Raw genomic sequence first — 24,601 nt, 5'->3', positions numbered from 1 at the left:
CCATGCCAATTTAAAACCGGTTAATATTTATAAATTAGGTTAAAGATTGCGCTGCTGCGCGATCAGCCATTCGCTGGCCAGCCGGTTCGCCTCGGCAATCTGCACCGGCGACATCTTCGACATCAGTACCTTGTTCATCTTCGGCGCGGCCTTGTCCCCTTTCGCGCCGGAGATCAGGGACCATTTCAGCGCCTCGATCCGGCTGATAGAATTTTCGATTTCCCGCTGCGCCGCCGGGGTCCCGAGATCGGCGATCTTGGCCTGCTCGAATATCTCCTCGACTACATTGCGATCCAGCCCGTCATAGGATTGCAGCGCCGCAAGGGACGCCGACTTCTCATCGGTCAGAGGAGACGAAGGCTGAGACGACGTGTCGCCCTGAGTGGACGCCATCTGTTGCGACGGGGTTTTCTGCGGTGACGGCGCAAGGCCGCCACTGCCCGCCTCCGGCATTGTCTGTGATTTGCTTTCCTTCAGCTTATCGGTTGAGGCCGGAGTTGCGGTTGGCGTTTCCTCAAGTTTCGCGGCGGGACTTTCCGTGGCCTTTGCCGCGCTACCTGTTTCCGCGACAGGTGCGGGAACAGTTTCTTTCGTGATGCTGCCATTCGCGGATGGGGAGGCCGCGACGGTAGGAGCGGAAGCCGGGGCGTTGCTGACAGGGGGGGCCGATGCGGCGGCCGCGGCGCCTGTCGATCCGGCGCTATCCCCCTGCTTCGCCATCAGGGCGGCAAGGCGGGCGCGCGCGGCCTCCTGCTCATCCACGGCGGGAGCAGCCGTCTGTTCGGCAATGGCCTGCCGCCGGACGGCGATCTGCTGATCCCGCAGGGCCGCCTGCCGCTTGGCTTCTTCCGCCTGCTGCTGCGCGGCCGCAATGGCGGCCTGGCGGCTTTCCTCAAGAGTGCGGGCCTCAGCCTCCTCTTGCGCCTTGCGTTGTTCTATCATTTCTCGCTGCGCCGCCGCCCGCTGATCGGCGACTGACGTCTCGGGCGTGCCAATTTCCACGCGGGCGCTGGACGGGCGTTCCGCCGCTGCAACGGCGCGCATCTGCTGATAGGCCGCTTCATCCTGACCCGTGTAAGTCCGGAACCAAACCCCGACCGTCGCCAGAGTGCGTAAATGTGCCTCCTCAACCTCCGCCGCGCCAAGCTGGCCGCTCAGCCGCTCTGCCGCCTCACTAGCCTCCGTCAGCCCTTGCGCCGCGGCAAGGCGGTACCATGACAAAGCATCCACCGGATCGGCAACAACACCATCCCCGCCTTTTTCAAGAAGCTGGCCAAGCGCGAATTGCGCCCGGGAATCACCCCGTTTGGCAACGGCAATCCATTCATCAACAGCCGTAACGGCATCGCTGCGGTCCAGCGCCGCCTGCCCCGCCTCAAAGCTGGCGGATGCGGGGGATATGCTGAAAACGGCCAGTCCAAGGGCCAGGGAGACTCCGGTCAGTTTCATGATTGCCTGTTGTTTCGAATAATATGCGGCTCAGCCAATTCGTAAAATTTGCAGCATTTTAAACGATATTGCGCAAAAATCAAAATGCCCGTCCCAACATGGTTAAGACGGGCATCGGTAACAGGATCTATATCCGGCTTATGCGGCTTTTTTACGGCGAACGCAGTTATCATAATCCTTGATCAGCATTTCGCAGATGGCGCCCGGCGTGAACTGGTAAGTGCCGATGCTGCCAACCGGGGTGACTTCCGCCGCTGTGCCGGTGAGGAAGCATTCCTGGAAGGTGGCCATTTCCTCGGGCATGATGGCCCGCTCCACCACTTCGATCCCACGGGCCCTTGCAAGATCAATAACGGTGCGGCGCGTGATGCCGTCAAGAAAGCAATCCGGTGTCGGCGTATGAATGACGCCATCGCGGACAAAAAAGATGTTGGCGCCAGTGGATTCCGCGATCTGTCCCCGGTAATCCAGCATCAGCGCATCATCGAAGCCTTCGGCCTCCGCCTCATGCTTGCTGAGTGTGCAGATCATATAAAGACCCGCAGCCTTCGACTTGGTCGGGATGGTTTCCGGGGAAGGACGCTTCCACGGAGACATCTTGAGGCGAATGCCTTTCATGCGGGCTTCCGGCGAGAAATAGCTCGGCCAGACCCAGGCGGCAATGGCAAGGTTGATGCGGTTGTTCTGCGCCGAGACGCCCATCATTTCCGAACCGCGCCAGGCAACCGGGCGGACATAGCCATCGACAATCTTGTTGGCGGCAACCGTCTGGCGGCAGGCCTCGTTAATTTCCTCCGCCGACTGCTCAATCTTGAAGCCGAGAATACGGGCCGATTCGATCAGCCGGTCCGTATGTTCCTGCAGTTTGAAAATTTCGCCGTCATAGACCCGTTCCCCTTCGAACACACTGCTGGCATAATGCAAACCATGCGTAAGCACATGGATGTTTGCATCCCGCCATGGTACGAGTTTACCATTCAACCAGATGAAGCCGTCGCGATCGGCAAAAGAGGAGGTATCCATTTTCAAGCACCTTGCGTTATTATTGCTATCATATATTCCCACTTAGTATTCGATTCTGTCGAATCGAGTAGAATTTTTGTAACATTCTGAGAAATATATGTCAACATGACTGACTTAAAATCGGCGAATAATCCGCTTTTTCTTCGCGAAGAGGAGCTCAGGCAGGCCATAGAGCTGCTGTTTTTCGCCTATCGCGAATTCACGGCAGGCCCGGACCAGATTCTCAAGGACTATAATTTCGGGCGGGCGCATCACCGCGTGATTCATTTTGTTGGCCGCAATGAAGGCATAATTGTCTCCGAACTTCTCGACATTCTGCGTATTACCAAGCAGAGCCTCAATCGCGTGCTCAGCAATCTGATCGAGCGCGGCTTCATCGAACAGCGACAGGGAGAAGAGGACCGGCGGCAGCGCTGCCTGTATCTGACGGAGAAGGGACGCAAGCTGGAGCAGGAACTCAGCCGGGTTCAGCGTGATCTGGTCGGCCATGCCTTCCGGGAGGCCGGGGCCGATGCCGTCGCGGGATACCGCAAGGTATTGCTCGGCCTGATTGACGAGGATATCCGGGATACGGTGCTGAAACGGGTGCTCAAACCATGAGTATGAACGGAGCGGATCACGGGTATGCTGGATAACGCACCGCATATTCTGGTCGTCGATGACGATGTCAGGCTGCTGTCCCTCCTCAGGAAATACCTCATGGACAACGGTTATCGCGTCACCACTGCCGGGACAGTCGCCACCGCACAAAGCCGGATGACAGGTTTCTTTTTCGATCTGATTGTGCTTGACCGCATGATGCCCGGCGGCGATGGCATTGAACTTGCCCGGCATGTGCGCGCGGGCGCGGGAACCGGCAAGGAAATTCCCATCCTGATGCTGACGGCCATGGGGGATGCCGAAGACCGCATTGCCGGGCTGGAAGCCGGGGTGGATGACTATCTCAGCAAGCCGTTTGAACCACGGGAATTGTTACTGCGGATCGACGCCATCCTGCGCCGGGCCAAGCCCGAAAAACGGCAGGAACTCAGCTTTGGCCACTTCACCTTCAATCTGGAGCGCGGGGAGTTACTGAAGGAAGGCGACGTCATCGCCCTGACATCCGGTGAATCCCTGCTGCTGAAATCGCTGGCGGCCGCGCCGGGTGTCCCGATCAGCCGGGATGCGTTGTCGGCCAGTAGTGGCAGCCAGGGCCGCGCCGTCGATGTGCAAATTACCCGCCTGCGCCGCAAGATCGAAGAGGATCCGAAATCACCGCGATATCTGCAAACGGTCCGCGGTGAGGGATATGTCTTATGGGCGGATTAGCCAGACTGCATCTGATATACAAGAAAATCACGGGCGGCTTCCTCAAGAATTTGATGCCTCGGACGCTGTTTGGCCGCTCCATCCTGATTGTCGTACTGCCCATTCTGCTGTTGCAGATTCTGGTGACCTATATCTTTTACGAACGGCACTGGGATGATGTTGCGCGCCGTCTTGCGCAAGGAGTGGCCGGAGACGTTGCCGCCGTTATCTCGTATCGGGACCGGTTTCCGGGGGAAGTTTCAGAAGCGGATATTCTCGCCATTGCCCGTAGCCAGATGCGTCTTGCTGTCAGTATCCGCGACGGAGAAACCCTGCCCGAAGGCAGCGACAAACAGCAGAGTTTCGGCTTTCTGGAAAGTCATCTTGTGAATGCGCTGCGGGAAAGCTTGCCTGCCCGCCCTTTTCACATCTCAACGAACAAGAAACTGGAATCCGTGATCATCCTGATCCAGCTTCCCGACGGCATCCTCCAGGTCATTGTGCGGGACAAACGGCTGTTTTCCACCACCACCTATATTTTTGTCATGTGGATGGTGGCGATTTCCCTTGTCCTGCTTGGGGTCGCCCTCATGTTCCTGCGCAACCAGATGCGGCCGATCCGGCAGTTGGCAACGGCGGCGGAACAATTCGGCAAGGGACAGTTTGTCGAGGATTTCAAACCATCCGGCGCACAGGAAATCCGCTCCGCCTCCCGCGCGTTTCATGTCATGAAGCACCGCATCCTGCGTCAGATTACCCAGCGCACCGAAATGCTGGCGGGTGTCAGTCATGACCTGCGCACGCCCCTCACCCGCATGAAGCTGCAACTGGCCATGATGCCGGACGGGGAAAGCCGCAGCAGTCTTGAGGACGATGTCGCCGACATGGAAAAAATGGTCGAAGGCTATCTTGCTTTTGCCCGCGGTCAGGAAGCCGAAGCCGTTGAGGATACTGATCTTCCCGAGCTGATGAATGATATTGTCACCAACGCCCGGCGACAGGGAACGGCCGTCTCTCTGACCACGAAACCCGAGAGCTTCCGCGCCGACATCCGGCCGAACAGTTTCAAGCGCTGCATCACAAATCTGGTTAACAACGCCGCGCGATATGCCGATGAAATCTGGATCACGGTTGAAGAAACCCCCTCGGAGATTGTGATCCTTATTGACGATGACGGCCCGGGCATCCCTGCAGACAAGCGCCGCGATGTGTTTCGTCCCTTCTTTCGGCTGGACCCGTCGCGCAATCTGGAAACGGGAGGCAGCGGCCTTGGCATGACCATCGCCCGTGATGTCATTCATGGGCACGGCGGCCAGATCGCCCTTGGACAGGCGCCGACCGGCGGCCTCAGGGTTGAAATTCGCCTGCCCCGCTGACCGCTACCCCGTCAGCAAGCTATTCCGCAAACGGTGCGAAGGCGGCCTGCAGGGCTGTCTGACTTTTCTGGTCGGTCAGCGGCACCTCGGCGAAGGCCGCATTGGCGAGGGCAAGGACAGGCGGAATGCTGGCCAGCGCCAGCTCCGGTGACTTGGCGGCGGCGGCGATTACGAACACCTTCTGAACCTCCTGATTGAGGGTTTCAATCAGCGCCGACAGATCCTGATCCCGTGATTTGATGGCGGAAAAGGCTTGTCCGGCCTTCTGGCAGGCCGCCTCAATCTGTTGGCTGTGCTTCTGAAAAAGCGGGGAAAGATCCGGCGGCGCAGGCATTTGCGTTTGCGCGGCCTCCGTCCCCCCTGCCGCCGTCTTCTCCTCTTCGCTCATCGCATCCGCCTTATCTCGGTTTATTTAATGAAGCCGTCCGCCGACCGGCACGTCATGGTCCGGCGCGGCCAGCGAGATATTCCCTTGCGCATCGCTAAAACCCAGAACCAGCACCTCCGACATGACCGGACCAATCTGGCGCGGAGGAAAATTGACAACCGCCATGACCAGTTTGCCCACCAATCCTTCGGGTTGATACAGTTTGGTGATCTGAGCTGAACTCTTTCGAATGCCGATTTCATCGCCAAAATCAATGACCAGCTTGTAGGCAGGCTTGCGGGCCTCCGGAAAAACCGCCGCTTCGACAATCCGGCCGACGCGAATATCCACCTTCAGAAAGTCATCAAATGTAATTTGCTCTGTCATCTATCTGCTCTCCTTGAATGGGGAGAGACTAGGGCAAAGCCCCGTGAAAATCACCCGCCTTGTCCACCGGAGGAAAATTTTTCAGCAACCTTGCTGATTGTGTCCAGCGACTGCTGCATGGATTTATTGATCGCATCGAAGGATTTTCCCGTCGTCGCCGTCAATGTTTCCGCCGATTTCGTCAGGCTGTCGATGGTAAGATTGAGATTATCCACCTCCGGCTTCAGATCAAGCGTCCCTGCCGGGCCCGCTTTCGCCGCCGTCACAGAAGCATCCAGCGAGGTCTGCAAATTCTGGATGGTCTGTTGCAGAACGGCCCGCTGCTGCGAAACAATCTCCTGCAATCCCCCGGAAGCCGACTGAACGGCGGCCGTCATTTTTTGGATATTGTCATTCTGCTGCGCCGTAATGGCGCTAAGATCAGGGATGATCATCCCCCCCGCCGCCGTTGGCCCGCCGCCGCTTGCGCTGCTTGCGCCGCCCGAACCACCTGTCCCACTCGGGGCGCTTGGGCCCTCTGCGGGGGATGCCGTGCCACTGTCCGCGCCTGCCGTGGATGCGCTATCGTCACTGACACTGTTGCCAGACGCCGCTTCCCCAGATGTTTCGACCATATCCTCCTCCTTCTCTTAAAAGAAAGAATATGGTAATTTTTATTCTACTTTAAAGTGTGTTATTGATTTTAACGGCTAACCAAGCTCTTTTGAGCGTTCGGTTGCCGCCGCGACTGTCTTTTCCATGAGCGGCGCCAGCCCCGATTTTTCATCCATCAGGACAGCGAGCCCTGCCGCCGTGGTGCCATTCGGGCTGGTGACATTCACGCGGAGTTGCGCCGCCGAGTCAGAGGATTGACGCGCCAGCGCCCCGGCCCCCGCAACCGTCTGCTGCGCCAGTTGAACGGCCAGCGCCTCCGGCAGACCCGCCTTGACGCCCGCCTCTGCCATGCATTCGATCATATAAAACACATAGGCAGGGCCGGAGCCGGACAGGCCGGTCACCGCATCCATCAATGCTTCATCTTCCACCCAGGCAACCTCGCCAATAGCCTGCATCAGCTGATCGCAAATCCCCCGTTGCGCCGGAGAGACACTGGCATTGGCACAGGACACCATCATTCCCTGATGCACGGCGGCCGGGGTATTCGGCATGGTGCGGATGATCGCGGCATCGGCTCCGAACGCCGCCTCGAAAGTTGCAAGGCGGGTACCTGCCGCGATGGAGATAATCAGGCTGCCCGCCGCCGCGAAGGCGCGATAGGTCGGCAGCACATCAAGGATAACCTGCGGCTTGACCGCCAGGACAAGCACATCGGGCCGGAATGCCTTGGGGATGTCATCTACGGTGGCCACGGCCTGACAGCCGAGTCTGGCCGCAATAGCGAGATTTTCCGGACCGGGATCAACAACGACGATATCGGCTGGCCGGATCCCTTTATCGATCCAGCCGCCTAACATCGCCTGCCCCATCTTGCCGCTGCCAACAAGAAGCAGGGAAAGCTTCATGGCCTTATGCCTCTCCCATGGTTTCAAACATGGCCGCCTCAATCGCCTCTTCCGGTGTCTTGCCGCCCCATAGGCAGAACTGGATAGCCGGATAGAACTTCTCAAGCTCGCCCATGCCGATCTCCACCAGCGCCTGTATCTGTTCGCTGGTCAAAACCGGGGCGCCTCCCAGCAGCAGGGAATGCCGGAACAGCACCATCCCTTCTTCCCGCCAGGTATCGAAATGACCGACTGGCATCCGTTCATTGACCCGGCCGAGCAATTCATAAATCATCGGATACATGCGGTCGGGGATCTTGATGTCATAGGCGCATGAAAAATGGATGGCGCGGAGATCGGAGCGCCAGGAAAACCAGAGATGATACTGGCACCAGCTCCCCTCCACCCCGACGGTCAGTTCATTATTCCCCTGCCGATCAAAGGACCAGTCGTTATCGACAATAATGCTTTCGATGAGGTCAAGGGGGTTGGGGTCGTCTAGTTCTTCGTGAGAGAGATACAAGGACGTCATGGAGCCATTCCTTTCAGAACTATCCCGCCGACGGCGCCCTGTCACCTGCCGCAAAGCGTGCGCCGGTAAGGAAATCTACTACAGACCATATATGGTGCTGCTTCACAACGAACACCATAAATCTAGCGTAGTCTCCCGCGCGTTGCGGCGCAACAGGGAATATGGTCGGGAGCGTTATTTCTTGTGGATAAATATGATGGAAGAAAGAACCGGTCGTCGCCTGCGCTTGCCGACTAGGCCGTGCCGCTGTCGTCCGCTTTCGGCTTCGCCGCTCTCGCAGGGGCGGCCTTGCGTTTTGCCGGGACCGGTTTGGAGAGAGCCTCGATCTTCGCTTCCAGCGCAGCGAGACGATCTTTCAGCGCGTCATTTTCTTCGCGCGCCAGGGCGGCCATTGCCCTCACCGCATCAAACTCCTCCCGCGGGACCAGATCCATCCCGGCGATGACTTTCTCCATCTTCTGATGGATCAGATTTTCCCATTCCGCCTTCACACCCTGCGCCGTGCCGAGCGCGCCGGTGGCGAGACGGGCAATATCATCAAAAAGGCGTGTATTGGTCTGCATGGTGATCATTCCTTTAAAAAAGATTTGCCCCATAATGGCAACAGCGATACATGAATGCAATCGCCTAGCCGTGATATACTTGCGAATATCACCTTCAGCTTTATATAGTGGCCCGCATGACGTTATCGACCCTTTTCTCGGCAGTCGCCTTTCCCGAAATTGACCCTGTCCTTGTGCAGATCGGGCCGTTCGCCATCCGCTGGTATGCCCTTGCCTATGTCGCCGGTCTGATCATCGGCTGGCGGCTGATGATGTATTTTGCCCGCGATACCAGATCGCGGGTGACGCCGAAGCAGGCCGATGATTTCCTGATCTGGGCAACGCTCGGCGTGATCCTCGGCGGGCGGCTCGGCTATGTCCTGTTTTACAAGCCGGACTATTACTTCTTTCACCCCGCAGAGATATTTATGGTCTGGCAGGGCGGCATGTCCTTTCACGGCGGCTTCCTCGGCGTCGTGCTGGCAACGATCCTTTATTGTCGACACCAGAAAATCACCATTCTCGACTTTGGCGACCTGCTTTCCATGGTCGTGCCGGTCGGGCTGTTCTTCGGACGAATCGCCAATTTCATCAATGCGGAGCTATATGGCCGGGTGACCGATGTTCCCTGGGGCATGGTCTTTCCGGGCGGCGGGCCAGAGCCACGGCATCCCAGCCAGCTTTATGAAGCCGTCCTTGAAGGGGCGCTGCTGTTTCTCGTGCTGCTCTTCTTCCGAAGAACCCGCTTTGCCGAAAAGCCCGGCTTTATTATGGGCCTGTTTTTTGCGGGCTATGCCATCGCTCGCAGTTTTGTTGAGCTGTTTCGTGAGCCCGACGCCTTTCTCGGTTTCCTGATCGGCGGGCTGACCATGGGGCAACTCCTGTCCCTGCCCATCCTGATTGTCGGGCTTTACTTTATGTTCCGGCCCCGCCGCACGCCTGCATGAGTCCTCTGACGGATATTCTGAAATCCCGGATTGCCGAAGACGGCCCGATTTCGCTGCATGACTATATGACACTTGCCCTCAGTCACCCTCGATACGGCTATTACACGGCGGCGGAGCCCTTCGGGCCGGAAGGCGACTTTCTGACGGCGCCGGAAGCAAGCCAGATGTTCGGCGAACTGATCGGCTTATGGGCCATAGATGTGTGGATGAAACTCGGCAGTCCCGAGACGTTTCTGCTCATCGAGATGGGCCCCGGAAACGGCACCCTGATGAGTGATGCGCTGCGCAGTGCGCGGCTGATGCCGGGGTTCCTGAAGGCGGCCGATATCCGCCTGATCGAGATGAGTCCCCGGCTGCAAAAGAAACAGGCCGCCCTGCTCGGCGGTTATCATGTCAAATGGCATACGAGCCTTGCCGATCTGCCGGAAGTGCCGATCATCCTCATTGCCAATGAGTTTTTCGATGCCCTGCCGATCCATCAATATGTCAGGACAGGGACCAAATGGCATGAGCGATGCGTCACCCATGACGGCTCGGATTTCAAATTTACGCTGTCACTTGACAGCGTCGATGTCGGTCCGGCGCCGGACAGCGCGGAGGGCGATATCCTGGAAAGCTGCCCAATGGGGGAGACACTCATTGCCGACATTTCTGGCCGGCTGCGCACATCCAGCGGCGCGGCCCTCATCATTGACTACGGCCCCGCAGAAAAGATTATGGGGGATAGCTTTCAGGCTGTCCGGAAACACCGTCATGCCGCCCCTCTCTCCCATCCCGGGGAGCAGGATCTGACCGCCCATGTGAAATTCGCCACACTCAAAAGAATCGCCGAAGCGCATGGTATCGAAGTCCATGGCCCGACGCCGCAGGGACTTTTTCTCGAACGGCTGGGGATTGAGGCGCGCCACCATCTGCTCCGCCAGAAGGCCGATGAGGCGCAGCGCAAGGCGCTGGATGCGCAGCTCCGCCGCCTGACCAGCGCCGCAGAAATGGGAACCCTTTTCAAGGCAATGGCCTTTGCGCATAATATGCCAACACCACCAGAGGGATTTGGGAACTGATATGCTGACAAGCCGGAACCTGACTGACGACCGCATCGCCCATGCTTTTTTCACACGCGAAGGCGGATTATCCGAGGGTGTGTATGAGGGGCTCAACTGTGGCCCCGGATCGGCGGATGATCCGACCCGGGTAGCGGAGAACCGGGTCCGCGCCATGCAGATGATCGGGCTGGATGGGGCGGCCCTTCGCACCGTGCACCAGATACACAGCACCGAAGTTGTGGTGATTGAGGATGACAGGCCGCTCGATCCCCGCCCCAAAGCAGACGCCATGGTCACCCGCCTGCCCGGCATCGCCCTTGGCATTCTCACCGCCGATTGCGTCCCGCTGCTGTTCGCCGATACGGAGGCGGGCGTCATCGGCGCCGCGCATTCGGGATGGAAAGGCACTGTAGGCGGGATCGGCGCAAAAGTCGTGGACGCCATGATCGGCCTCGGCGCGAATCGCGCCCGCATACAGATGGCCATCGGCCCGGCCATCGCACAAAAATCTTATGAGGTGGGACCGGAGTTCCCTGCCCCCTTTCTCGCCGCCGATCCGGACGCCGGGCGGTTCTTTATCCCGTCGGAGAAGGCGGGACACCATATGTTCGATCTCGGCGGCTTCGTCCGCGCCGACCTTGAAAAGCTGGATATCGGCGGCATTGAATATCTCGATATGGATACCTGCGCCGAAGAGACGCTTTTCTACAGCTATCGGCGCATGACAAAGCGGGGGGAGGCGGACTATGGTCGGCAACTTTCCGCCATTGCCCTGAAAGAGATCTGAGATGATGTCCCCCACTTGTGAGAAGAGGCAAAAATGCCCTATATGGTGATCTTCATCCTGTTCTGTCTGCTGGGAGTGCTTGCGACCTGTGCAATGTAATCCGGTCATAAAAATCCTGCTGGCCCTCTCCCTTGGTTTGCTCGCCGCCTGCCAACCGCTGGAACGCCCGTTTCAGCCGGAATATAAATCCTCCTGGCGGGCCGCACCGGGGCCACGGGCCGCGCTTTATGTCGAGGTTGAGAAAGATGGTCCGCCCGAATTGGAACAGGCTGTCGCCAAAAAGCTGCAGCAGCTTGGGATTGCCGCCTTCGCCGGGGACGCCCAGCCGAACCGCTATTATGTGCGCGGCAGCATTGTCGATACGGAAAACGGCAAATATCTGGACTGGACAGTCTTCGATCCGCAAAACCGCAATACCGGACTTTATGCGCGGGAAAAACTGCCTCCGGTGATGGTCGCCGGGGAAATCCCCGCCCCCAGCTTTGACCGGCTGGTCCTGAGTTCCGCCAGCCATATCGACAAACTGCTGGGCGGCGATGGTCTCACCCTTGAAGATGAGAACAAACTCACCCTGTTTGTGCCCATCGTCGAAGGCGCACCGGGAGATGGCTCAGAAAGCCTTGCCGCCGCCATCCAGAACGAGCTGGTCCGCCTCGGCCTCACCGTCCTGCCCACGGAAAACGGCGCCACCTTTATTGTCCGTGGCAGCGCCGACCTGACGCCGCCCGTTGCCGAAACCCAGGTTATTGAACTTGTCTGGAGCCTGGAACGGCGCAACGGCGAGCAGGTCGGGCAAATCCGCCAGCGTAATAGAATCAGAGCCGGTTCCCTCAATGGCGCCTGGGGCGATACGGCCCGTCTGGCTGCCCAAGGCGGCGCCGATGGTGTGTATAATCTTTTGCGCAAAAGCGAGCCGGATTATTTCAAATCAAAATCATGATGTTATTTGCCGGAATCCGGCAGAAAAAGGCGTTTAAAATATTTACAGGGCCCATGCCCCTTGGTAAGTTCCGCCCGCCTAACGACTCGTTCACTTTTTTGCGAGTAATATGCCCGTTCTTTTGACTGGAAATGCCCGTAACTGACCAAAGGACTGTATCGATGAAAATTCTCGCCGGAAATGGCAATCGACCGCTGGCAGAAGCCATCGGAGGTTATCTCAAGCTACCCCTGACGGATGCGGATGTAAGACGATTTTCCGATATGGAGGTGTTTGTCGAGATCCATGAGAATGTCCGCGGTGAAGACGTGTTTGTCGTTCAGCCGACCTCCTATCCGGCGAATGACCATCTGATGGAGCTTCTGGTCTGTATCGACGCGCTGAAACGGGCCTCGGCCGCACGCATTACGGCGGTCCTTCCCTATTTCGGATATGCCCGGCAGGATCGCAAACCCGGACCACGCACCCCTATCTCGGCCAAGCTGGTCGCCAACCTCATCACTACCGCCGGCGCTGACCGCGTCCTGACCATGGACCTGCATGCCGGACAGATACAGGGCTTCTTCGATATTCCGACGGACAACCTCTTTTCCGCCCCCGTGATCGTCCCCGACATTGAAAAGCATTACGGCCGCGGTGAAGACATCACGATTGTTTCCCCCGACGTTGGCGGTGTCGTGCGCGCCCGCGCCTATGCCAAAAGGCTTGACGCGGACCTTGCAATCGTGGATAAGCGCCGGGAACGCGCGGGCGTATCGGAAGTCATGAATATCATCGGCGATGTCAAGGGACAGCGCTGCATTCTGGTGGACGATATCGTGGACAGCGCGGGCACGCTTTGCAACGCGGCCAGGGCGCTTATGGAAAAAGGTGCCAAAAGCGTTGCTGGATATGTGACCCATGGCGTTCTTTCAGGCGGCGCGATTGCGCGTATCAATGACTCCGCGCTGGATGAAATGGTTACGACCGACAGCATCATGGAAACCGAAGCCTTCCGTGCTTCGGGCAAGATGCGGCAGATTTCCGTCGCCCCGCTGATCGGCGAGGCGATGTACAGAATTTCAAAGGAAACTTCGGTTTCCAGCCTGTTCGATTGATCGACAGGCACTGGCGGCGCGGGCACCCCTGGAGGCACGCGCCATTCTCGCACCGGGTTCGCCCGGTGTTGCTCGTTACATAGGAGATTGAAAATGAGCGATAATGCAGTTCTGCTTGCAGAAACGCGTGACCGGGTCGGAAAGGGGACCTCTCGGGCATTGCGTCGTGAGGGTCGTCTTCCGGCCGTCATCTACGGGGACAAGAAAGAACCCGTATCCATTTCCCTGGCCACCAAGGATGTTGTCAAGGCAATCAACCGCGACTCCTTCCTCGCGACAGTTTACACGGTAGAGGTCGGATCGACGAAGTATAATGTCCTGCCGCGCGACCTGCAGCTTCATCCGGTAAGCGACACGCCGATCCATATCGACTTCCTGCGCGTTTCCGCAAAGTCCCAGATCGCCGTCATGGTTCCGGTTCACTTCCTCAATGACGAGGACTGCGTTGGCGTTCGCCGCGGCGGCGTTCTGAACGTTGTCCGCCATGAAGTCGAACTGCTGGTTCCTGCGGGCAACATCCCGGAATCCATCGAAATCGACCTGCTCAACTATGACATCGGTGACAGCGTGCATATTTCCGATGTCTCCTTGCCAAAGGGTGCGCAACCGACCATTACGGATCGCGACTTCACCATTGCAACCATTGCAGCACCTTCCGGCGGCGTCTCTGATGACGAAGAGGAAGAGGGTGATGACAGCGAAACCGAAACCGTCAGCGCCGCAGATGAAGACAAAGACGAAGACTGATCGGAACTGACAGATGATATTGCTGGTTGGCCTCGGAAACCCCGGTAAGGGATATGAAGGCAACCGGCATAATTTTGGATTTATGGCGGTGGATGAAATTATCCGCCGCCATTCCTTTATGCCGGAGCGTGTCCGATTTCAGGGACTTGTCGCCGAGGGAACAATCGGTGGCGAGAAGGTGCTTGTGCTCAAACCCGCCACCTATATGAACCTGTCCGGACAAGCTGTCGGCGAGGCCGCCCGGTTTTACAAGATCCCCCATGAGAATATCATCGTCTTTCATGACGAGCTGGACCTGCCACTCGGCAAGGTGCGCGTCAAGACGGGCGGCGGGCATGGCGGGAATAACGGGCTCCGCTCCATTATCAGCCATATTGGCGAGAATTTCCGCCGCGTCCGGCTCGGGATCGGACATCCGGGAGAGAAGCATCTCGTCTCCGGCTATGTCCTCAAAGACTTCGCCAAGGCGGAACAGTCGACAGCGGAGACTATCATCGACAGCGTCGCCCGGCATATCGCCCTTCTGCTGGAAGGCAACGCCTCCGGCTTCATGAACAAACTGGCACTGGATGTCGCCCCGCCCAAGGAAAGCCCGGCGGATACAACAAAAGGAAACTGAAAATGGGGTTCAAATGCGGGATTGTCGGCCTGCCGAATGTCGGAAAATCCACCCTGTTCAACGCGCTGACCCAGACGGCACAGGCAGCAGCAGAAAACTATCCCTTCTGTACGATCGAGCCGAACCTTGGCCAGGTGCCGGTGCCCGATCCGCGCGGTGAAAAACTGGCGGAACTGGCAAAGTCAAAGGAGATTATCCCGACCCAGCTTACCTTTGTCGATATCGCCGGGCTTGTCCGCGGCGCCGCAAAAGGCGAAGGGCTTGGCAACAAATTCCTCGCCCATATCCGCGAGGTTGATGCAATCATTCATATGGTCCGCTGCTTCGAGGATGAGGACATCACCCATGTCGATGGTCGGATCGACCCGATTTCCGATATCGACACAATCGAGACGGAGCTGATGCTGGCCGACCTAGAAAGCCTTGAAAAACGTGCGGAAGCTCTGATCAAGAAAATCCGCGGCGGCGACAAGGAGGCGAAAAAGCAGAGTGAGCTGATTGACCGCGCCCTCGCCGCCCTGCGCGATGGCAAGCCTGCCCGGACAGTCGCCCTGGCCGATGATGAGGTAAAACCCTTCCGGAATTTGCAGCTTCTGACGCAGAAGCCTGTCCTCTATGTGTGCAATGTGGATGAGGGAAGCGCCGCAACAGGCAATTCCTTCTCCGAACAGGTCGCGAAAAAAGCGGCAACGGAGAATGCGGGAACTGTCGTCATCTCCGCCGCTATCGAAGCGGAAGTCGCCCAGCTAGACGCGGCCGAGCGGTCGGAGTTTCTCGCTGATCTCGGCCTCAGCGAAACCGGTCTCAGCCGGATCATCCGCGCGGGCTATGACCTGCTCGACCTGATCACCTATTTCACTGTCGGCCCGAAAGAATGCCGCGCCTGGACCATTACCAAGGGCACCAAGGCCCCGCAGGCCGCTGGCGTTATTCACACCGACTTCGAAAAAGGCTTTATCCGGGCCGAGACAATCGCCTATTCTGCCTATGTGACGCATGGTGGCGAATCCGGCGCGAAAGAGGCCGGGCTCATGCGACTGGAAGGCAAGGAATATATTGTCGAGGATGGCGATGTCCTGCATTTCCGGTTTGCCAACTAGGGGCACGCCCCGGACCTTGAGAAGCAAAGAATGCGCATCAGATCGGAACAAGATCGAAAGGTGAGAAAATGCGATACTGGGAAGATTTCACCATTGGCCTGGTGATGGAATTCGGCGGCTATAAGACCACGGAAGAAGAGATCATCGAATTTGCCAGCGAGTTTGATCCCCAGCCCTTCCATGTCGACAGAGAAGCCGCCCGGGAGCATTATTTCGGCGGCATCATCGCCAGCGGCTGGCATACGGGCGCCATGTGTATGCGCATGATGGTTGATCATTACTTGAAAGATTCCGCCTCCATGGGATCGCCAGGCATCGAACAGCTCCGATGGAAAAAGCCTGTCCGCCCCGGTGAAACACTGCATGTCATTGCCGAGGTGCTGGACCGCAGCCTGCCCAAAAGCCGTCCAGAACTTGGTTTCGTCAAACTGTCTCATACGGTTAAAAACCAGGACGGGGAAATCAAAATGACAATGGTATCGAGCGGCATGTTCCTGCGCGATCCCGCTCGTTTGCAGGAAGGGGCCGGACAATGAGCAAAATTTATTTCGAAGACATCAAGGTCGGCGCCAAAACCGTTTCCAAGACACGCACGGTGACAAAAGAGGAAATGCTCGCCTTCGCCACCAAATACGACCCGCAGCCCTTTCATATTGACGAAGAGGCCGCCAAAAATAGCATATACGGCGGGTTGATTGCCTCCGGCTGGCATACGGCGGCGATCATGATGCGGCTGCTCGTTGACAATATGGGAAATCAGCGCGCCGGGCTCGGCTCTCCCGGTCTTGATAATCTGCGCTGGCTGCTGCCGGTCCGGCCGGGCGATACGCTTCACTTTGAATCCGTCGTTATCGAAACCCGCCGCTCACAATCGCGGCCGGACATGGGCGTCGTCCGCTCCGAAGTCAAGGTCTATAACCAGAAGGACGAAGCGGTGCTCAGCTTCAATTCCATCGGCATGATGATGACGCGCCCGGCCTGACACGCGATAGATGTATTTTTAACTTAGGCCCGGCGTCAAACCGCTATATAGTTTCCCGGTCTAACTGCTATCGGTTGTCTGGGGAACGTGATATGGACTTCTTCTTGTCGGGCTTTGCTATCTTTGTCATCGTCCTGGTGATCCTTGCCGTCATCGTCGTCATTATGGGGGTCACCATCGTTCCCCAAGGGTATCAATTTACCGTAGAAAGGTTTGGGAAATTTACCCGAACGCTGCATCCGGGACTTGGTCTTATCCTTCCATTTATCGACAGAATAGGAAACAAGATCAATATGATGGAGCAGGTTCTCGATATTCCGACGCAGGAAGTCATCTCCCGCGATAACGCCATGGTGCAGGTGGATGGGGTGCTGTTCTATCAGGTACTGGATGCCGCCAGTTCGGCCTATGAGGTCCGGGATCTGGAAAGGGCGGTTCAGAACCTCGCCCAGACAAACCTGCGGACTGTTCTTGGCTCCATGGATCTGGATGAAGCGCTCAGCCAGCGCGACGGCATCAATGTGCGTCTTCTCAATGTGATTGACCACGCCTCCTCCCCCTGGGGAATCAAGGTCACCCGCGTTGAGATCAAGGATATCACCCCGCCCATTGACCTTGTGGAAGCCATGGGCAAGCAGATGAAGGCGGAGCGTCTTAAACGCGCTGTTATTCTGGAGGCAGAAGGGGTGCGACAATCCGAAATCCTGAAAGCCGAGGGCGAAAAACAGTCGATGATACTGGAAGCTGAAGGCCGCCGTGAGGCCGCATTCCGGGACGCCGAAGCCCGCGAACGGCTTGCCGAAGCCGAAGCCAAGGCAACCCGCGATGTTTCCGAAGCCATAGCGGCAGGCGATATTCAGTCGATCAATTACTTCGTCGCCCAGAAATATACCGAAGCAATGAAGGAAATCGGATCGGCGCGTAATTCCAAGGTTGTTCTCATGCCGATGGAGGCAAGCTCGCTCATCGGGACGCTCGGCGGAATTGGCGCGATTGCGCAGGAAGTGTTCGGCAAGGACAGCGCGAATGATACGCGCCGCGGCGGCTCCGTGCCGAATGTCGAGTAGGACGGGCCATGGATATCCTTGTCAGCTGGCTGTCCAGCCTTGAATTCTGGTCCTGGTGGATTCTCGGGCTGTTTCTGATCATTCTGGAAATTTTCGCGCCCGGCACGTTTTTTCTGTGGCTTGGCATTGCCGCCGGTATTGTTGGCCTGATCGCACTCGTGTTCCCAAGCCTGCCCTGGGAATATGAATGGATTCTCTTTGCCGTTATCGCCATCCTGAGTATTCTTGTCCTGAGGCGTTTCCTGAAGCGCCATCCGGGGGTGGAAAGCGGGCAAAAGCTCAACCAGCGTGGCGCACAGTATATTGGCCGTACCTTTGTTCTTACGGAAGCCATGCAGAACGGCCGTGGCAAGATCCATGTCGATGATACACAATGGGTGGTCGAAGGCGTTGACCTCGAGGCCGGTGCGAAAGTGATCGTGACCGGTGTCAGCGGCAATCGGCTCACTGTCGAACCCGCCCAGTAAGAAAGGGAGAAACCTATGGGAGAAATGATTGAACTGACTGCTGCAGATGGTCATAAATTCGCCGCCTACCGCGCTGCGCCTGCAGCCGCGCCAAAGGGCGGCATTGTCCTGCTGCAGGAGATTTTCGGCGTCAACAGCCATATCCGCGAAGTGTGCGACGGATATGCCCGTGATGGCTATCTGGTCATTGCTCCGGCCCTGTTCCACCGTGTGGAACCGGGCGTACAGCTTGGTTATGAGCAGGCGGATATCAAGGAAGGCCTCGATTACCGGGCGAAGGTCGCGGAAGATGACGCCCTCAAGGATATTGATGCCACGGCCAAATCAATCCGCGATGCCGGCAGCATCACGGTCATCGGCTATTGCTGGGGTGGATCCCTCACCTATCTTGCGGCCTGCCGCCTTGCTTCCGTCGACAAAGCGGTCAGCTATTATGGTGGCCAGGTGGCCCAGCATATAAATGAGGACCCGAAAGTCCCGATCATCCTGCACCTTGGCGATGCGGATCATTCCATTCCCATGTCCGATGTGGAAATGATGCAGGCAAGACGGCCGGACATTCCAATGTATGTCTATGCCGCCGGGCACGGCTTCAACTGCGATCAACGCGGCAGCTTTGATGCGGCGGCGGCAAAACTCGCCCGCGATCGCACCCTCGATTTTATCGGCTAGGCTTTTTTCAGGTCACCGTAGAGGTAAATTCCAGCAGCACACCACAGGCATCCTCCGGACGGACACGGAGGGTACCATTGGCGATCCGTTGCCCCCTGATGCCTTTGCTATTCAGCAATTCCTCCGTCTTGCCGAGATCCTGGACCGCCACAGACATGGCAATGAGATATGGCAAGACGGGGATCTCATCATCCATAGTCAGGCCGGGAAACAGGAGGTCTATGTCCCGGTCATTCACAAAGATGAGGCTGCCGCGACCGAAGCGGACAGTCAGCGTGTTGTCCGTCAGCGTAACATTGATCCAGCCGCAGAGCCGGCGATAATAATCGGCAAGTGCGCCCGGATCCTCCACCACCACAACAACCGCATTGAGATGGAGTGCGCCATTGGCGTGCTGCAACCACTCCGGACGGCGGATCAGTTCCGGCGTCAGATGATGGCAGATGAAGAGATGCTTTGCCTCCAGCCCTGCGGAGGACGTCAGGCGGATCAGCCTGAATTCCGGCAGCACCTCCCCCTCCGGCAGCTCGAGACGACGCTTCAGCGTGATCAGATCGGAGGGTTCCAGCGCCGCCTCGACAAGGGAGCGGTGCGTCTCTTCAGGTGCCTCCGTTGACAGGGCAAGGCCGAGCAGCCCCTCTCCCCGATCCGCAAGCGCCTTGTCCAGTCCATTGGTTTCAAGCGACGGATCCACAATACCCAGAAGCTCGATATAATCTTCATCGAACATGATGCAGTAATTGGCCGTGCCCCAACCGATATGGGAGCCCCGCGGCGTGATCGTAAAGCCTAGTTTTTCATAGGCAGCGCGCGCCGCCTCAAGATCCTTCACACCGACAAGGCTGTGATCTATTCCCTTGATATGATGTAGCATTTGCCTCTCCTATTCGATCGGGCTGTCATTCCTTGCGATATCAGGCAGTACGCCGCACGAGAGCGGTCAGCAGACCCGCCGCAATCAGGAAGCCAGCACCGGTCCGGTTCATCAGCCTGACCGCGCCGGGGCTTGCGAAACGCTGTTTGACTGTTCCGGCAAGGAATGCCCATATGAGCACATTAACCGCCGCGAGTGTCACAAATGTTGCTTCCAATATCGCAAACTGGACAAAAGCGGGTTCATTTACATTAACGAACTGCGGCACAAAGGCGACGAAAAAGACAATTCCCTTGGGATTGAGAGCTGTCACGATATAGGCCGTGCGAAACATGGCAAGGGGGCTGCGGGGCGCCCGCGCGGCAACGTCCTCCACCCCGCCTTCCGCCCGCCAAAGCCGAAAGCCCAGCCAGACGAGATAGAGAGCCCCGGCAACCTTCAAAAGGGTGAACAGAGTCGCCGACGCGGCCAGCACCGCGCCTGCGCCCAGCAGGGAGATGGTCATGGCTGTCAGATCGCCAAGGGCAACACCCGGCATCGTCGCGAGCGCCGTGCGTCGGCCGCCGGACAACGCATAGCTGATGACAATCATCAAAGTCGGACCGGGGATAGCGAGCAGGACGCCACTCGCCAGAACGAAAGATATCCAAATTTCCAATGACATGAGGTCTAATCTCCTGCGCAGGCGAAAAGCAAGCCACAGCCGGATGCAATTGACAAGCAGGAATTTGGATAAAAACGGACGTCAGTCGCCTTCAAACTCACAGAGCGTGCGGACATTTACGCCCATATCGGTCAGCCGCCGTGAGCCGCCGATATCCGGCAGGTCAATAACGAAGGCCGCCCCGATCACCGTACCGCCCGCGCGGCGGATCAGACTGATGGCGGCGCAAGCCGTGCCGCCCGTCGCGATCAGATCATCCACAAGCAGGATATTCTCCCCCGGCTTGATGGCATCCTGGTGCACCTCAACCGTATCGGTGCCATATTCGAGGTCATATTCCTCGCTCAGGACTGCCGATGGCAATTTGCCCTTCTTACGGACCGGGATAAAGCCGACGCTGAGCTGGTGGGCAATGGCGCCGCCAAGGACAAAACCCCGCGCCTCAATCCCCGCCACCTTGTCGATCCGCACACCGGCATAGGGCCAGACCAGTTGATCCACTACATGCCGGAAACCGCTCGCGTCCTGCCAGAGGGTGGTGATATCGCGAAACATGATTCCCTTGTGCGGATAATCGGGAATGGTGCGAATGACTGACTTGATATCCATGGCTTTTCCTGATTAGAGAACGCGACCTGCGACGGCATCCAGCATCCGGACAAGGGCCGGATCGCGGGCTTCCACTGCGGTTATGAGGGCATTATCGAGGGCATGATGACACCCTGCTGGGCATGCCTCCTCCTGCACAGAGAGAGCCGGGACGACCGCCTTGACGAGGCTGCGGGCGTTTTCTGCATTTCCGACCAGCACCTTAATCACTGTCGACACATCAACCGCATCATGATCGGGATGCCAGCAGTCATAATCGGTGACCATGGCGACGGTCGCATAACAAAGCTCCGCCTCCCGTGCGAGTTTTGCTTCCGGCATGTTTGTCATGCCGATAACCTGGCATCCCCAGCTCCGATAAAGCTCGGATTCCGCAAGGCTTGAGAACTGCGGCCCTTCCATCGCCAGATAGGTGCCGCCACGATGAACAGGAATATCAAGCGAGCGCGCCACCGTCTCCAGCGCATCGCCAAGCCGCGGGCAGACCGGATGCGCCATACTGACATGGGCGACCAGTCCTGTGCCGAAAAAACTTTTCTTCCGGTCTATGGTCCGGTCGATAAACTGGTCAACAATAACAAAGGTGCCGGGCTTCAGTGCCGCCTCAAACGATCCACAGGCGCTAACCGAAATAATTTCTGTCACTCCGGCCCGTTTCAGGGCATCTATATTGGCACGGTAGTTGATTTCTGATGGAGGCAGACGATGCCCGCGTCCATGGCGGGGCAGGAAAACCATATCGACGCCCTCCAGGCTGCCAAACAGCAACTCGTCCGACGGGGAGCCGAAAGGGCTTTCGACCGCCTGCCAGCGTGTGTTCGTGAGGCCGTCCAGCTCATAGACCCCGCTGCCGCCGATCACGCCGATAACCGGCCGTTTCCCAGATGACATCATCCCCACCTCTTTTCATGCATCCGCTGCAATTTAGCCGCCAAAGCTACCGCTTGCCATAAAAAAGGGCGCTTAAAGAAGCGCCCCTTTTCGAAAGTTTTCAATAGGATCAATGAAGATCGGACCAGACCTTCCGCTTCACCGCATAGAACAGGCCAGCCAAAATAAGCAGGAACAAAATAACTTTCAGTCCCATCTGCTTGCGCTGTTCCATTTTCGGTTCCGCCGCCCAGGTGAGGAAGACCGTCACATCATGGGCCATCTGGTCAATGCTTGCTTCCGTTCCGTCGGCAAACTCAACCTGATCCTCCATCAATGGCGGCGGCATCGCAATCTGATGCCCAGCGAAGTAGGCATTGTAATTCATGCCTGGGGCGAGGGTGAAATCAGCGGGAGCATCCACATAACCGGTCAGCAGGGAATAAAGATAGTTATCCCCGTTCGGACGGGCCTTGGCGATCAACGACAGGTCCAGCGGATAAGCGCCGCCATTTGCCGCGCGGGCAGCCTTTTCATTGGCATGCGGTGCGGGAAATTTGTCTGATGGCTTGCCCGGGCGGTCGAACATCTCACCGCTGTCATCGGGACCGTCTACAAAGTCATACTCCGCCGCCAGCGCCTTGATCTCGTCTTCCGTAAAGCCGAGATCGGCCAGCGTCCGGAAAGCAACCAGGCTGAGACCATGACATGCCGCGCAAACTTCACGGTAAACCTGCGCGCCCCGCTGCGCGGAGGCCCGGTCATAGGCACCGAACAGACCGCCATGCTCCCAGGCAACCGATTTAAGTTCTACTGCCTCTCCGGCGGCCTGGGCAGAGCCCAGAGACGCAAGAGATACGAATGCGGCCACGCCTGCAGACATCAATAACTTAAGCATTGGCCGCCTCCTCTTTAGCAGGCTTCTTCTTGGATAATACATCCTCCGAGATACTTGCAGGCAAGGGTTTCGGTTTTTCAAACAGACCAACCAGCGGCAGCAGGATCAACAGATGCACGAAGTAGTAAACAGTCGCGATCCGGCCCCAGATGAGGTAGGCGCCTTCTGCCGGTTTACCGCCGATATAAGTCAGCAGGATGCAGTCCGCGACGAAAATCCAGAACAGCTGCTTGTAGATCGGACGGAAGCGTGCCGAGCGGATCCGGCTCTTGTCCAGCCAGGGCAGAGCAAACAGCACAAGGATAGCGCCAAACATCAGCAGAACACCGCCGAGCTTGTCCGGCACCGCCCGCAGGATTGCGTAGAACGGCAGGAAGTACCATTCCGGAACAATATGCGCCGGTGTCACCAGCGGGTTAGCCGGAATATAGTTATCCGGGTGACCGAGGTAGTTCGGAGCATAGAACAGGAAAGCCGAGAAGAAAATCAGGAAGATCGCCAGACCGAACAGATCCTTCACCGTGTAATAGGGGTGGAAGGGAATGCTGTCCTGCTTATCCTTGATTTCAACGCCTGTCGGGTTGTTGGAACCGCTTGTATGCAGTGACCAGATATGCAGGATCACGACACCGGCAATCACGAAGGGCAGCAGATAATGCAGGCTGAAGAAACGGTTAAGCGTCGGATTATCAACAGCAAAACCACCCCACAGCCAGGTCACGATGCTGTCGCCGACAAGCGGGATCGCACTGAACAGATTGGTGATAACCGTTGCGCCCCAGAAGCTCATCTGGCCCCAGGGAAGAACATAGCCCATGAAGGCCGTGGCCATCATCAGCAGGAAGATCACAAGGCCGAGCCACCACAGCAGCTCGCGCGGGGCCTTGTAGGACCCGTAGTAAAGCCCCCGGAAAATATGCAGATAGACGACAATGAAAAACATGGATGCGCCATTGGCATGCATATACCGGATCAACCAGCCATAATTCACATCACGCATGATATGTTCAACGCTGTTGAAGGCGTGATCCACATGCGGCGTGTAATGCATGGCAAGGACGATACCAGTGACGATCTGGACTACCAGCATGAACCCGGCGAGAGAGCCGAAAGTCCACCAGTAACTCAGATTTTTAGGCGTGGGATACTCATAGAGCGCATGATGCAGCATACCCGGAAGCGGCAACCGGTCTTCTACCCACTTTATGGCAGGATTTTTAGGTTCAAAAGACATCTTGGGACCCCCTACCCAATCTTGATATTATTATCGTCGAGGAATTCGTAAGGCGGGATCACCAGATTGGCCGGTGCCGGTCCCTTTCGAATACGTCCGGACGTGTCATAATGCGATCCGTGGCAGGGGCAGAACCATCCCCCGTAATCCCCCTGGCCCTTGAGCGGGACGCAGCCCAAATGGGTACAGATACCGATCATGACCAGCCACTCCGGCTTGATGACCCGTTCCGAATCCGGCTGCGGATCCGGCAGCGTGGCGAGATCCACATCCTCCGCGCTGGCGATGTCCTGTTCAGTGCGGTGCCGCACGAAAATCGGCTTGCCCTGCCAGACCACTGTCAGTTCCGAGCCGACTTCGATACCGCTGAGATCAGCTTCCGTCGTCGAGAGCGCCAGAACGTCCGCGGATGGGTTCATTTGCGAGATAAACGGCCAGATAGCCGCCGCCGTCCCCACGGCACCAAGGCCGCCGGCTGCAATATAAAGAAAATCACGGCGCTTGACGCCGTTCTCCTCTTCAGGGGTGGTTGTCGTCATT

The 24,601-nt window shown here is 57.6% G+C and carries 31 protein-coding genes; 16 read left to right on the top strand and 15 right to left on the bottom strand.

Annotated features, from left to right (window positions below):
• Positions 1 to 39 precede the first annotated feature (39 nt).
• Entirely contained in the window at positions 40 to 1,449 is a 1,410-nt protein-coding gene (locus tag CMN55_RS14465) for a hypothetical protein (protein ID WP_293950525.1), read from the bottom strand.
• A gap of 138 nt (positions 1,450 to 1,587) precedes the next feature.
• Positions 1,588 to 2,472, bottom strand: a complete 885-nt coding sequence (locus CMN55_RS14460; protein WP_293950524.1) for a branched-chain amino acid aminotransferase — start codon at positions 2,470 to 2,472, stop codon at positions 1,588 to 1,590.
• Between the two features lie 105 nt (positions 2,473 to 2,577).
• Here CMN55_RS14460 and CMN55_RS14455 point away from each other — a divergent pair, with 105 nt between their 5' ends.
• Genes CMN55_RS14455 through CMN55_RS14445 form a run of 3 tightly spaced genes read left to right on the top strand, consistent with a single transcriptional unit; the run spans position 2,578 to position 5,135 of the window.
• On the top strand, positions 2,578 to 3,072 hold the full coding sequence (locus tag CMN55_RS14455; RefSeq protein WP_293950523.1) for a MarR family winged helix-turn-helix transcriptional regulator: 495 nt from the start codon (positions 2,578 to 2,580) through the stop codon (positions 3,070 to 3,072).
• A 24-nt stretch (positions 3,073 to 3,096) separates the two neighbouring features.
• Positions 3,097 to 3,780, top strand: coding sequence for a response regulator (locus CMN55_RS14450; protein WP_293950522.1), 684 nt, complete (start codon positions 3,097 to 3,099; stop codon positions 3,778 to 3,780).
• The gene (locus tag CMN55_RS14445; protein WP_293950521.1) at positions 3,768 to 5,135 is read left to right on the top strand and encodes an ATP-binding protein; all 1,368 of its coding nucleotides are present in this window, start codon (positions 3,768 to 3,770) and stop codon (positions 5,133 to 5,135) included. The genes CMN55_RS14450 and CMN55_RS14445 overlap by 13 nt, the downstream gene beginning before the upstream one ends.
• A gap of 19 nt (positions 5,136 to 5,154) precedes the next feature.
• Here the strand turns inward: CMN55_RS14445 and CMN55_RS14440 are convergent, their stop codons facing one another.
• The 6 genes from CMN55_RS14440 to CMN55_RS14415 form a co-directional block, all read right to left on the bottom strand.
• Positions 5,155 to 5,523 (bottom strand): hypothetical protein, encoded by a 369-nt coding sequence (locus tag CMN55_RS14440; RefSeq protein ID WP_293950520.1) that lies wholly within the window; start codon positions 5,521 to 5,523, stop codon positions 5,155 to 5,157.
• A gap of 24 nt (positions 5,524 to 5,547) precedes the next feature.
• A complete protein-coding gene (locus CMN55_RS14435; protein WP_293950519.1) occupies positions 5,548 to 5,889 on the bottom strand; it encodes a tRNA-binding protein in 342 nt (113 codons plus the stop codon).
• Between the two features lie 50 nt (positions 5,890 to 5,939).
• On the bottom strand, positions 5,940 to 6,503 hold the full coding sequence (locus CMN55_RS14430) for a hypothetical protein (protein ID WP_293950518.1): 564 nt from the start codon (positions 6,501 to 6,503) through the stop codon (positions 5,940 to 5,942).
• Between the two features lie 75 nt (positions 6,504 to 6,578).
• Positions 6,579 to 7,391: a pyrroline-5-carboxylate reductase gene (gene proC / locus CMN55_RS14425; protein WP_293950517.1), complete on the bottom strand. Its 813-nt coding sequence runs from the start codon at positions 7,389 to 7,391 to the stop codon at positions 6,579 to 6,581.
• Positions 7,392 to 7,395: 4 nt separating this feature from the next.
• Complete coding sequence (locus CMN55_RS14420) at positions 7,396 to 7,902, bottom strand: type III secretion system chaperone family protein (RefSeq protein ID WP_293950516.1); 507 nt, start codon at positions 7,900 to 7,902, stop codon at positions 7,396 to 7,398.
• Positions 7,903 to 8,135: 233 nt separating this feature from the next.
• Complete coding sequence (locus CMN55_RS14415; RefSeq protein ID WP_293950515.1) at positions 8,136 to 8,465, bottom strand: accessory factor UbiK family protein; 330 nt, start codon at positions 8,463 to 8,465, stop codon at positions 8,136 to 8,138.
• A 116-nt stretch (positions 8,466 to 8,581) separates the two neighbouring features.
• Between CMN55_RS14415 and lgt the strand changes: the two genes are divergently transcribed.
• The 13 genes from lgt (at position 8,582) to CMN55_RS14350 (ending at position 18,912) form a co-directional block, all read left to right on the top strand.
• Positions 8,582 to 9,391 (top strand): prolipoprotein diacylglyceryl transferase, encoded by an 810-nt coding sequence (gene lgt / locus CMN55_RS14410; RefSeq protein WP_293950514.1) that lies wholly within the window; start codon positions 8,582 to 8,584, stop codon positions 9,389 to 9,391.
• The gene (locus CMN55_RS14405) at positions 9,388 to 10,452 is read left to right on the top strand and encodes a class I SAM-dependent methyltransferase (protein ID WP_293950513.1); all 1,065 of its coding nucleotides are present in this window, start codon (positions 9,388 to 9,390) and stop codon (positions 10,450 to 10,452) included. The genes lgt and CMN55_RS14405 overlap by 4 nt, the downstream gene beginning before the upstream one ends.
• A gap of 1 nt (position 10,453) precedes the next feature.
• Positions 10,454 to 11,221, top strand: a complete 768-nt coding sequence (pgeF, locus tag CMN55_RS14400) for a peptidoglycan editing factor PgeF (protein WP_293950512.1) — start codon at positions 10,454 to 10,456, stop codon at positions 11,219 to 11,221.
• An 88-nt stretch (positions 11,222 to 11,309) separates the two neighbouring features.
• Entirely contained in the window at positions 11,310 to 12,161 is an 852-nt protein-coding gene (locus CMN55_RS14395; protein WP_293950511.1) for a hypothetical protein, read from the top strand.
• A gap of 161 nt (positions 12,162 to 12,322) precedes the next feature.
• Complete coding sequence (locus CMN55_RS14390; RefSeq protein WP_293950510.1) at positions 12,323 to 13,258, top strand: ribose-phosphate pyrophosphokinase; 936 nt, start codon at positions 12,323 to 12,325, stop codon at positions 13,256 to 13,258.
• A gap of 93 nt (positions 13,259 to 13,351) precedes the next feature.
• Positions 13,352 to 14,005, top strand: coding sequence for a 50S ribosomal protein L25/general stress protein Ctc (locus CMN55_RS14385; RefSeq protein ID WP_293950509.1), 654 nt, complete (start codon positions 13,352 to 13,354; stop codon positions 14,003 to 14,005).
• A gap of 13 nt (positions 14,006 to 14,018) precedes the next feature.
• Positions 14,019 to 14,624, top strand: a complete 606-nt coding sequence (gene pth, locus CMN55_RS14380; protein WP_293950508.1) for an aminoacyl-tRNA hydrolase — start codon at positions 14,019 to 14,021, stop codon at positions 14,622 to 14,624.
• A gap of 2 nt (positions 14,625 to 14,626) precedes the next feature.
• Positions 14,627 to 15,724 carry a redox-regulated ATPase YchF gene (gene ychF / locus CMN55_RS14375; RefSeq protein ID WP_293950507.1) on the top strand — a complete coding sequence of 366 codons (1,098 nt, stop codon included), beginning with the start codon at positions 14,627 to 14,629 and terminating at the stop codon, positions 15,722 to 15,724.
• Between the two features lie 68 nt (positions 15,725 to 15,792).
• Entirely contained in the window at positions 15,793 to 16,260 is a 468-nt protein-coding gene (locus tag CMN55_RS14370; RefSeq protein ID WP_293950506.1) for a MaoC family dehydratase, read from the top strand.
• Positions 16,257 to 16,706, top strand: a complete 450-nt coding sequence (locus CMN55_RS14365) for a MaoC family dehydratase (RefSeq protein WP_293950505.1) — start codon at positions 16,257 to 16,259, stop codon at positions 16,704 to 16,706. The genes CMN55_RS14370 and CMN55_RS14365 overlap by 4 nt, the downstream gene beginning before the upstream one ends.
• A 164-nt stretch (positions 16,707 to 16,870) precedes the next feature.
• Positions 16,871 to 17,773, top strand: a complete 903-nt coding sequence (locus tag CMN55_RS14360) for an SPFH domain-containing protein (RefSeq protein ID WP_459253673.1) — start codon at positions 16,871 to 16,873, stop codon at positions 17,771 to 17,773.
• Positions 17,774 to 17,781: 8 nt separating this feature from the next.
• Positions 17,782 to 18,240, top strand: coding sequence for an NfeD family protein (locus tag CMN55_RS14355; RefSeq protein WP_293950503.1), 459 nt, complete (start codon positions 17,782 to 17,784; stop codon positions 18,238 to 18,240).
• Positions 18,241 to 18,255: 15 nt separating this feature from the next.
• Complete coding sequence (locus CMN55_RS14350; protein ID WP_293950502.1) at positions 18,256 to 18,912, top strand: dienelactone hydrolase family protein; 657 nt, start codon at positions 18,256 to 18,258, stop codon at positions 18,910 to 18,912.
• Between the two features lie 7 nt (positions 18,913 to 18,919).
• Here CMN55_RS14350 and CMN55_RS14345 read toward each other — a convergent pair whose 3' ends face one another.
• From CMN55_RS14345 to petA, 7 genes are all read right to left on the bottom strand, one after another.
• Entirely contained in the window at positions 18,920 to 19,786 is an 867-nt protein-coding gene (locus tag CMN55_RS14345) for a VOC family protein (protein WP_293950501.1), read from the bottom strand.
• 40 nt (positions 19,787 to 19,826) lie between these two features.
• Entirely contained in the window at positions 19,827 to 20,450 is a 624-nt protein-coding gene (locus CMN55_RS14340; protein WP_293950500.1) for a LysE family translocator, read from the bottom strand.
• Positions 20,451 to 20,531: 81 nt separating this feature from the next.
• Complete coding sequence (locus tag CMN55_RS14335; protein ID WP_293950499.1) at positions 20,532 to 21,059, bottom strand: adenine phosphoribosyltransferase; 528 nt, start codon at positions 21,057 to 21,059, stop codon at positions 20,532 to 20,534.
• Between the two features lie 12 nt (positions 21,060 to 21,071).
• Positions 21,072 to 21,953: an S-methyl-5'-thioadenosine phosphorylase gene (locus tag CMN55_RS14330; RefSeq protein ID WP_293950498.1), complete on the bottom strand. Its 882-nt coding sequence runs from the start codon at positions 21,951 to 21,953 to the stop codon at positions 21,072 to 21,074.
• Positions 21,954 to 22,059: 106 nt separating this feature from the next.
• Positions 22,060 to 22,827, bottom strand: a complete 768-nt coding sequence (locus tag CMN55_RS14325) for a cytochrome c1 (RefSeq protein ID WP_293950497.1) — start codon at positions 22,825 to 22,827, stop codon at positions 22,060 to 22,062.
• The gene (locus CMN55_RS14320; protein WP_293950496.1) at positions 22,820 to 24,061 is read right to left on the bottom strand and encodes a cytochrome b; all 1,242 of its coding nucleotides are present in this window, start codon (positions 24,059 to 24,061) and stop codon (positions 22,820 to 22,822) included. The genes CMN55_RS14325 and CMN55_RS14320 overlap by 8 nt, the downstream gene beginning before the upstream one ends.
• A gap of 11 nt (positions 24,062 to 24,072) precedes the next feature.
• Entirely contained in the window at positions 24,073 to 24,600 is a 528-nt protein-coding gene (gene petA, locus CMN55_RS14315; RefSeq protein ID WP_293950495.1) for a ubiquinol-cytochrome c reductase iron-sulfur subunit, read from the bottom strand.
• Position 24,601: the final 1 nt, after the last annotated feature.

Origin of the sequence: Sneathiella sp. (genome assembly GCF_002694385.1) — a bacterium.
In the GTDB taxonomy this organism is placed as follows: domain Bacteria; phylum Pseudomonadota; class Alphaproteobacteria; order Sneathiellales; family Sneathiellaceae; genus Sneathiella.
Note: the sequence above shows the minus strand (reverse complement) of the source record. Positions and strands in the feature narration are given on the sequence as shown.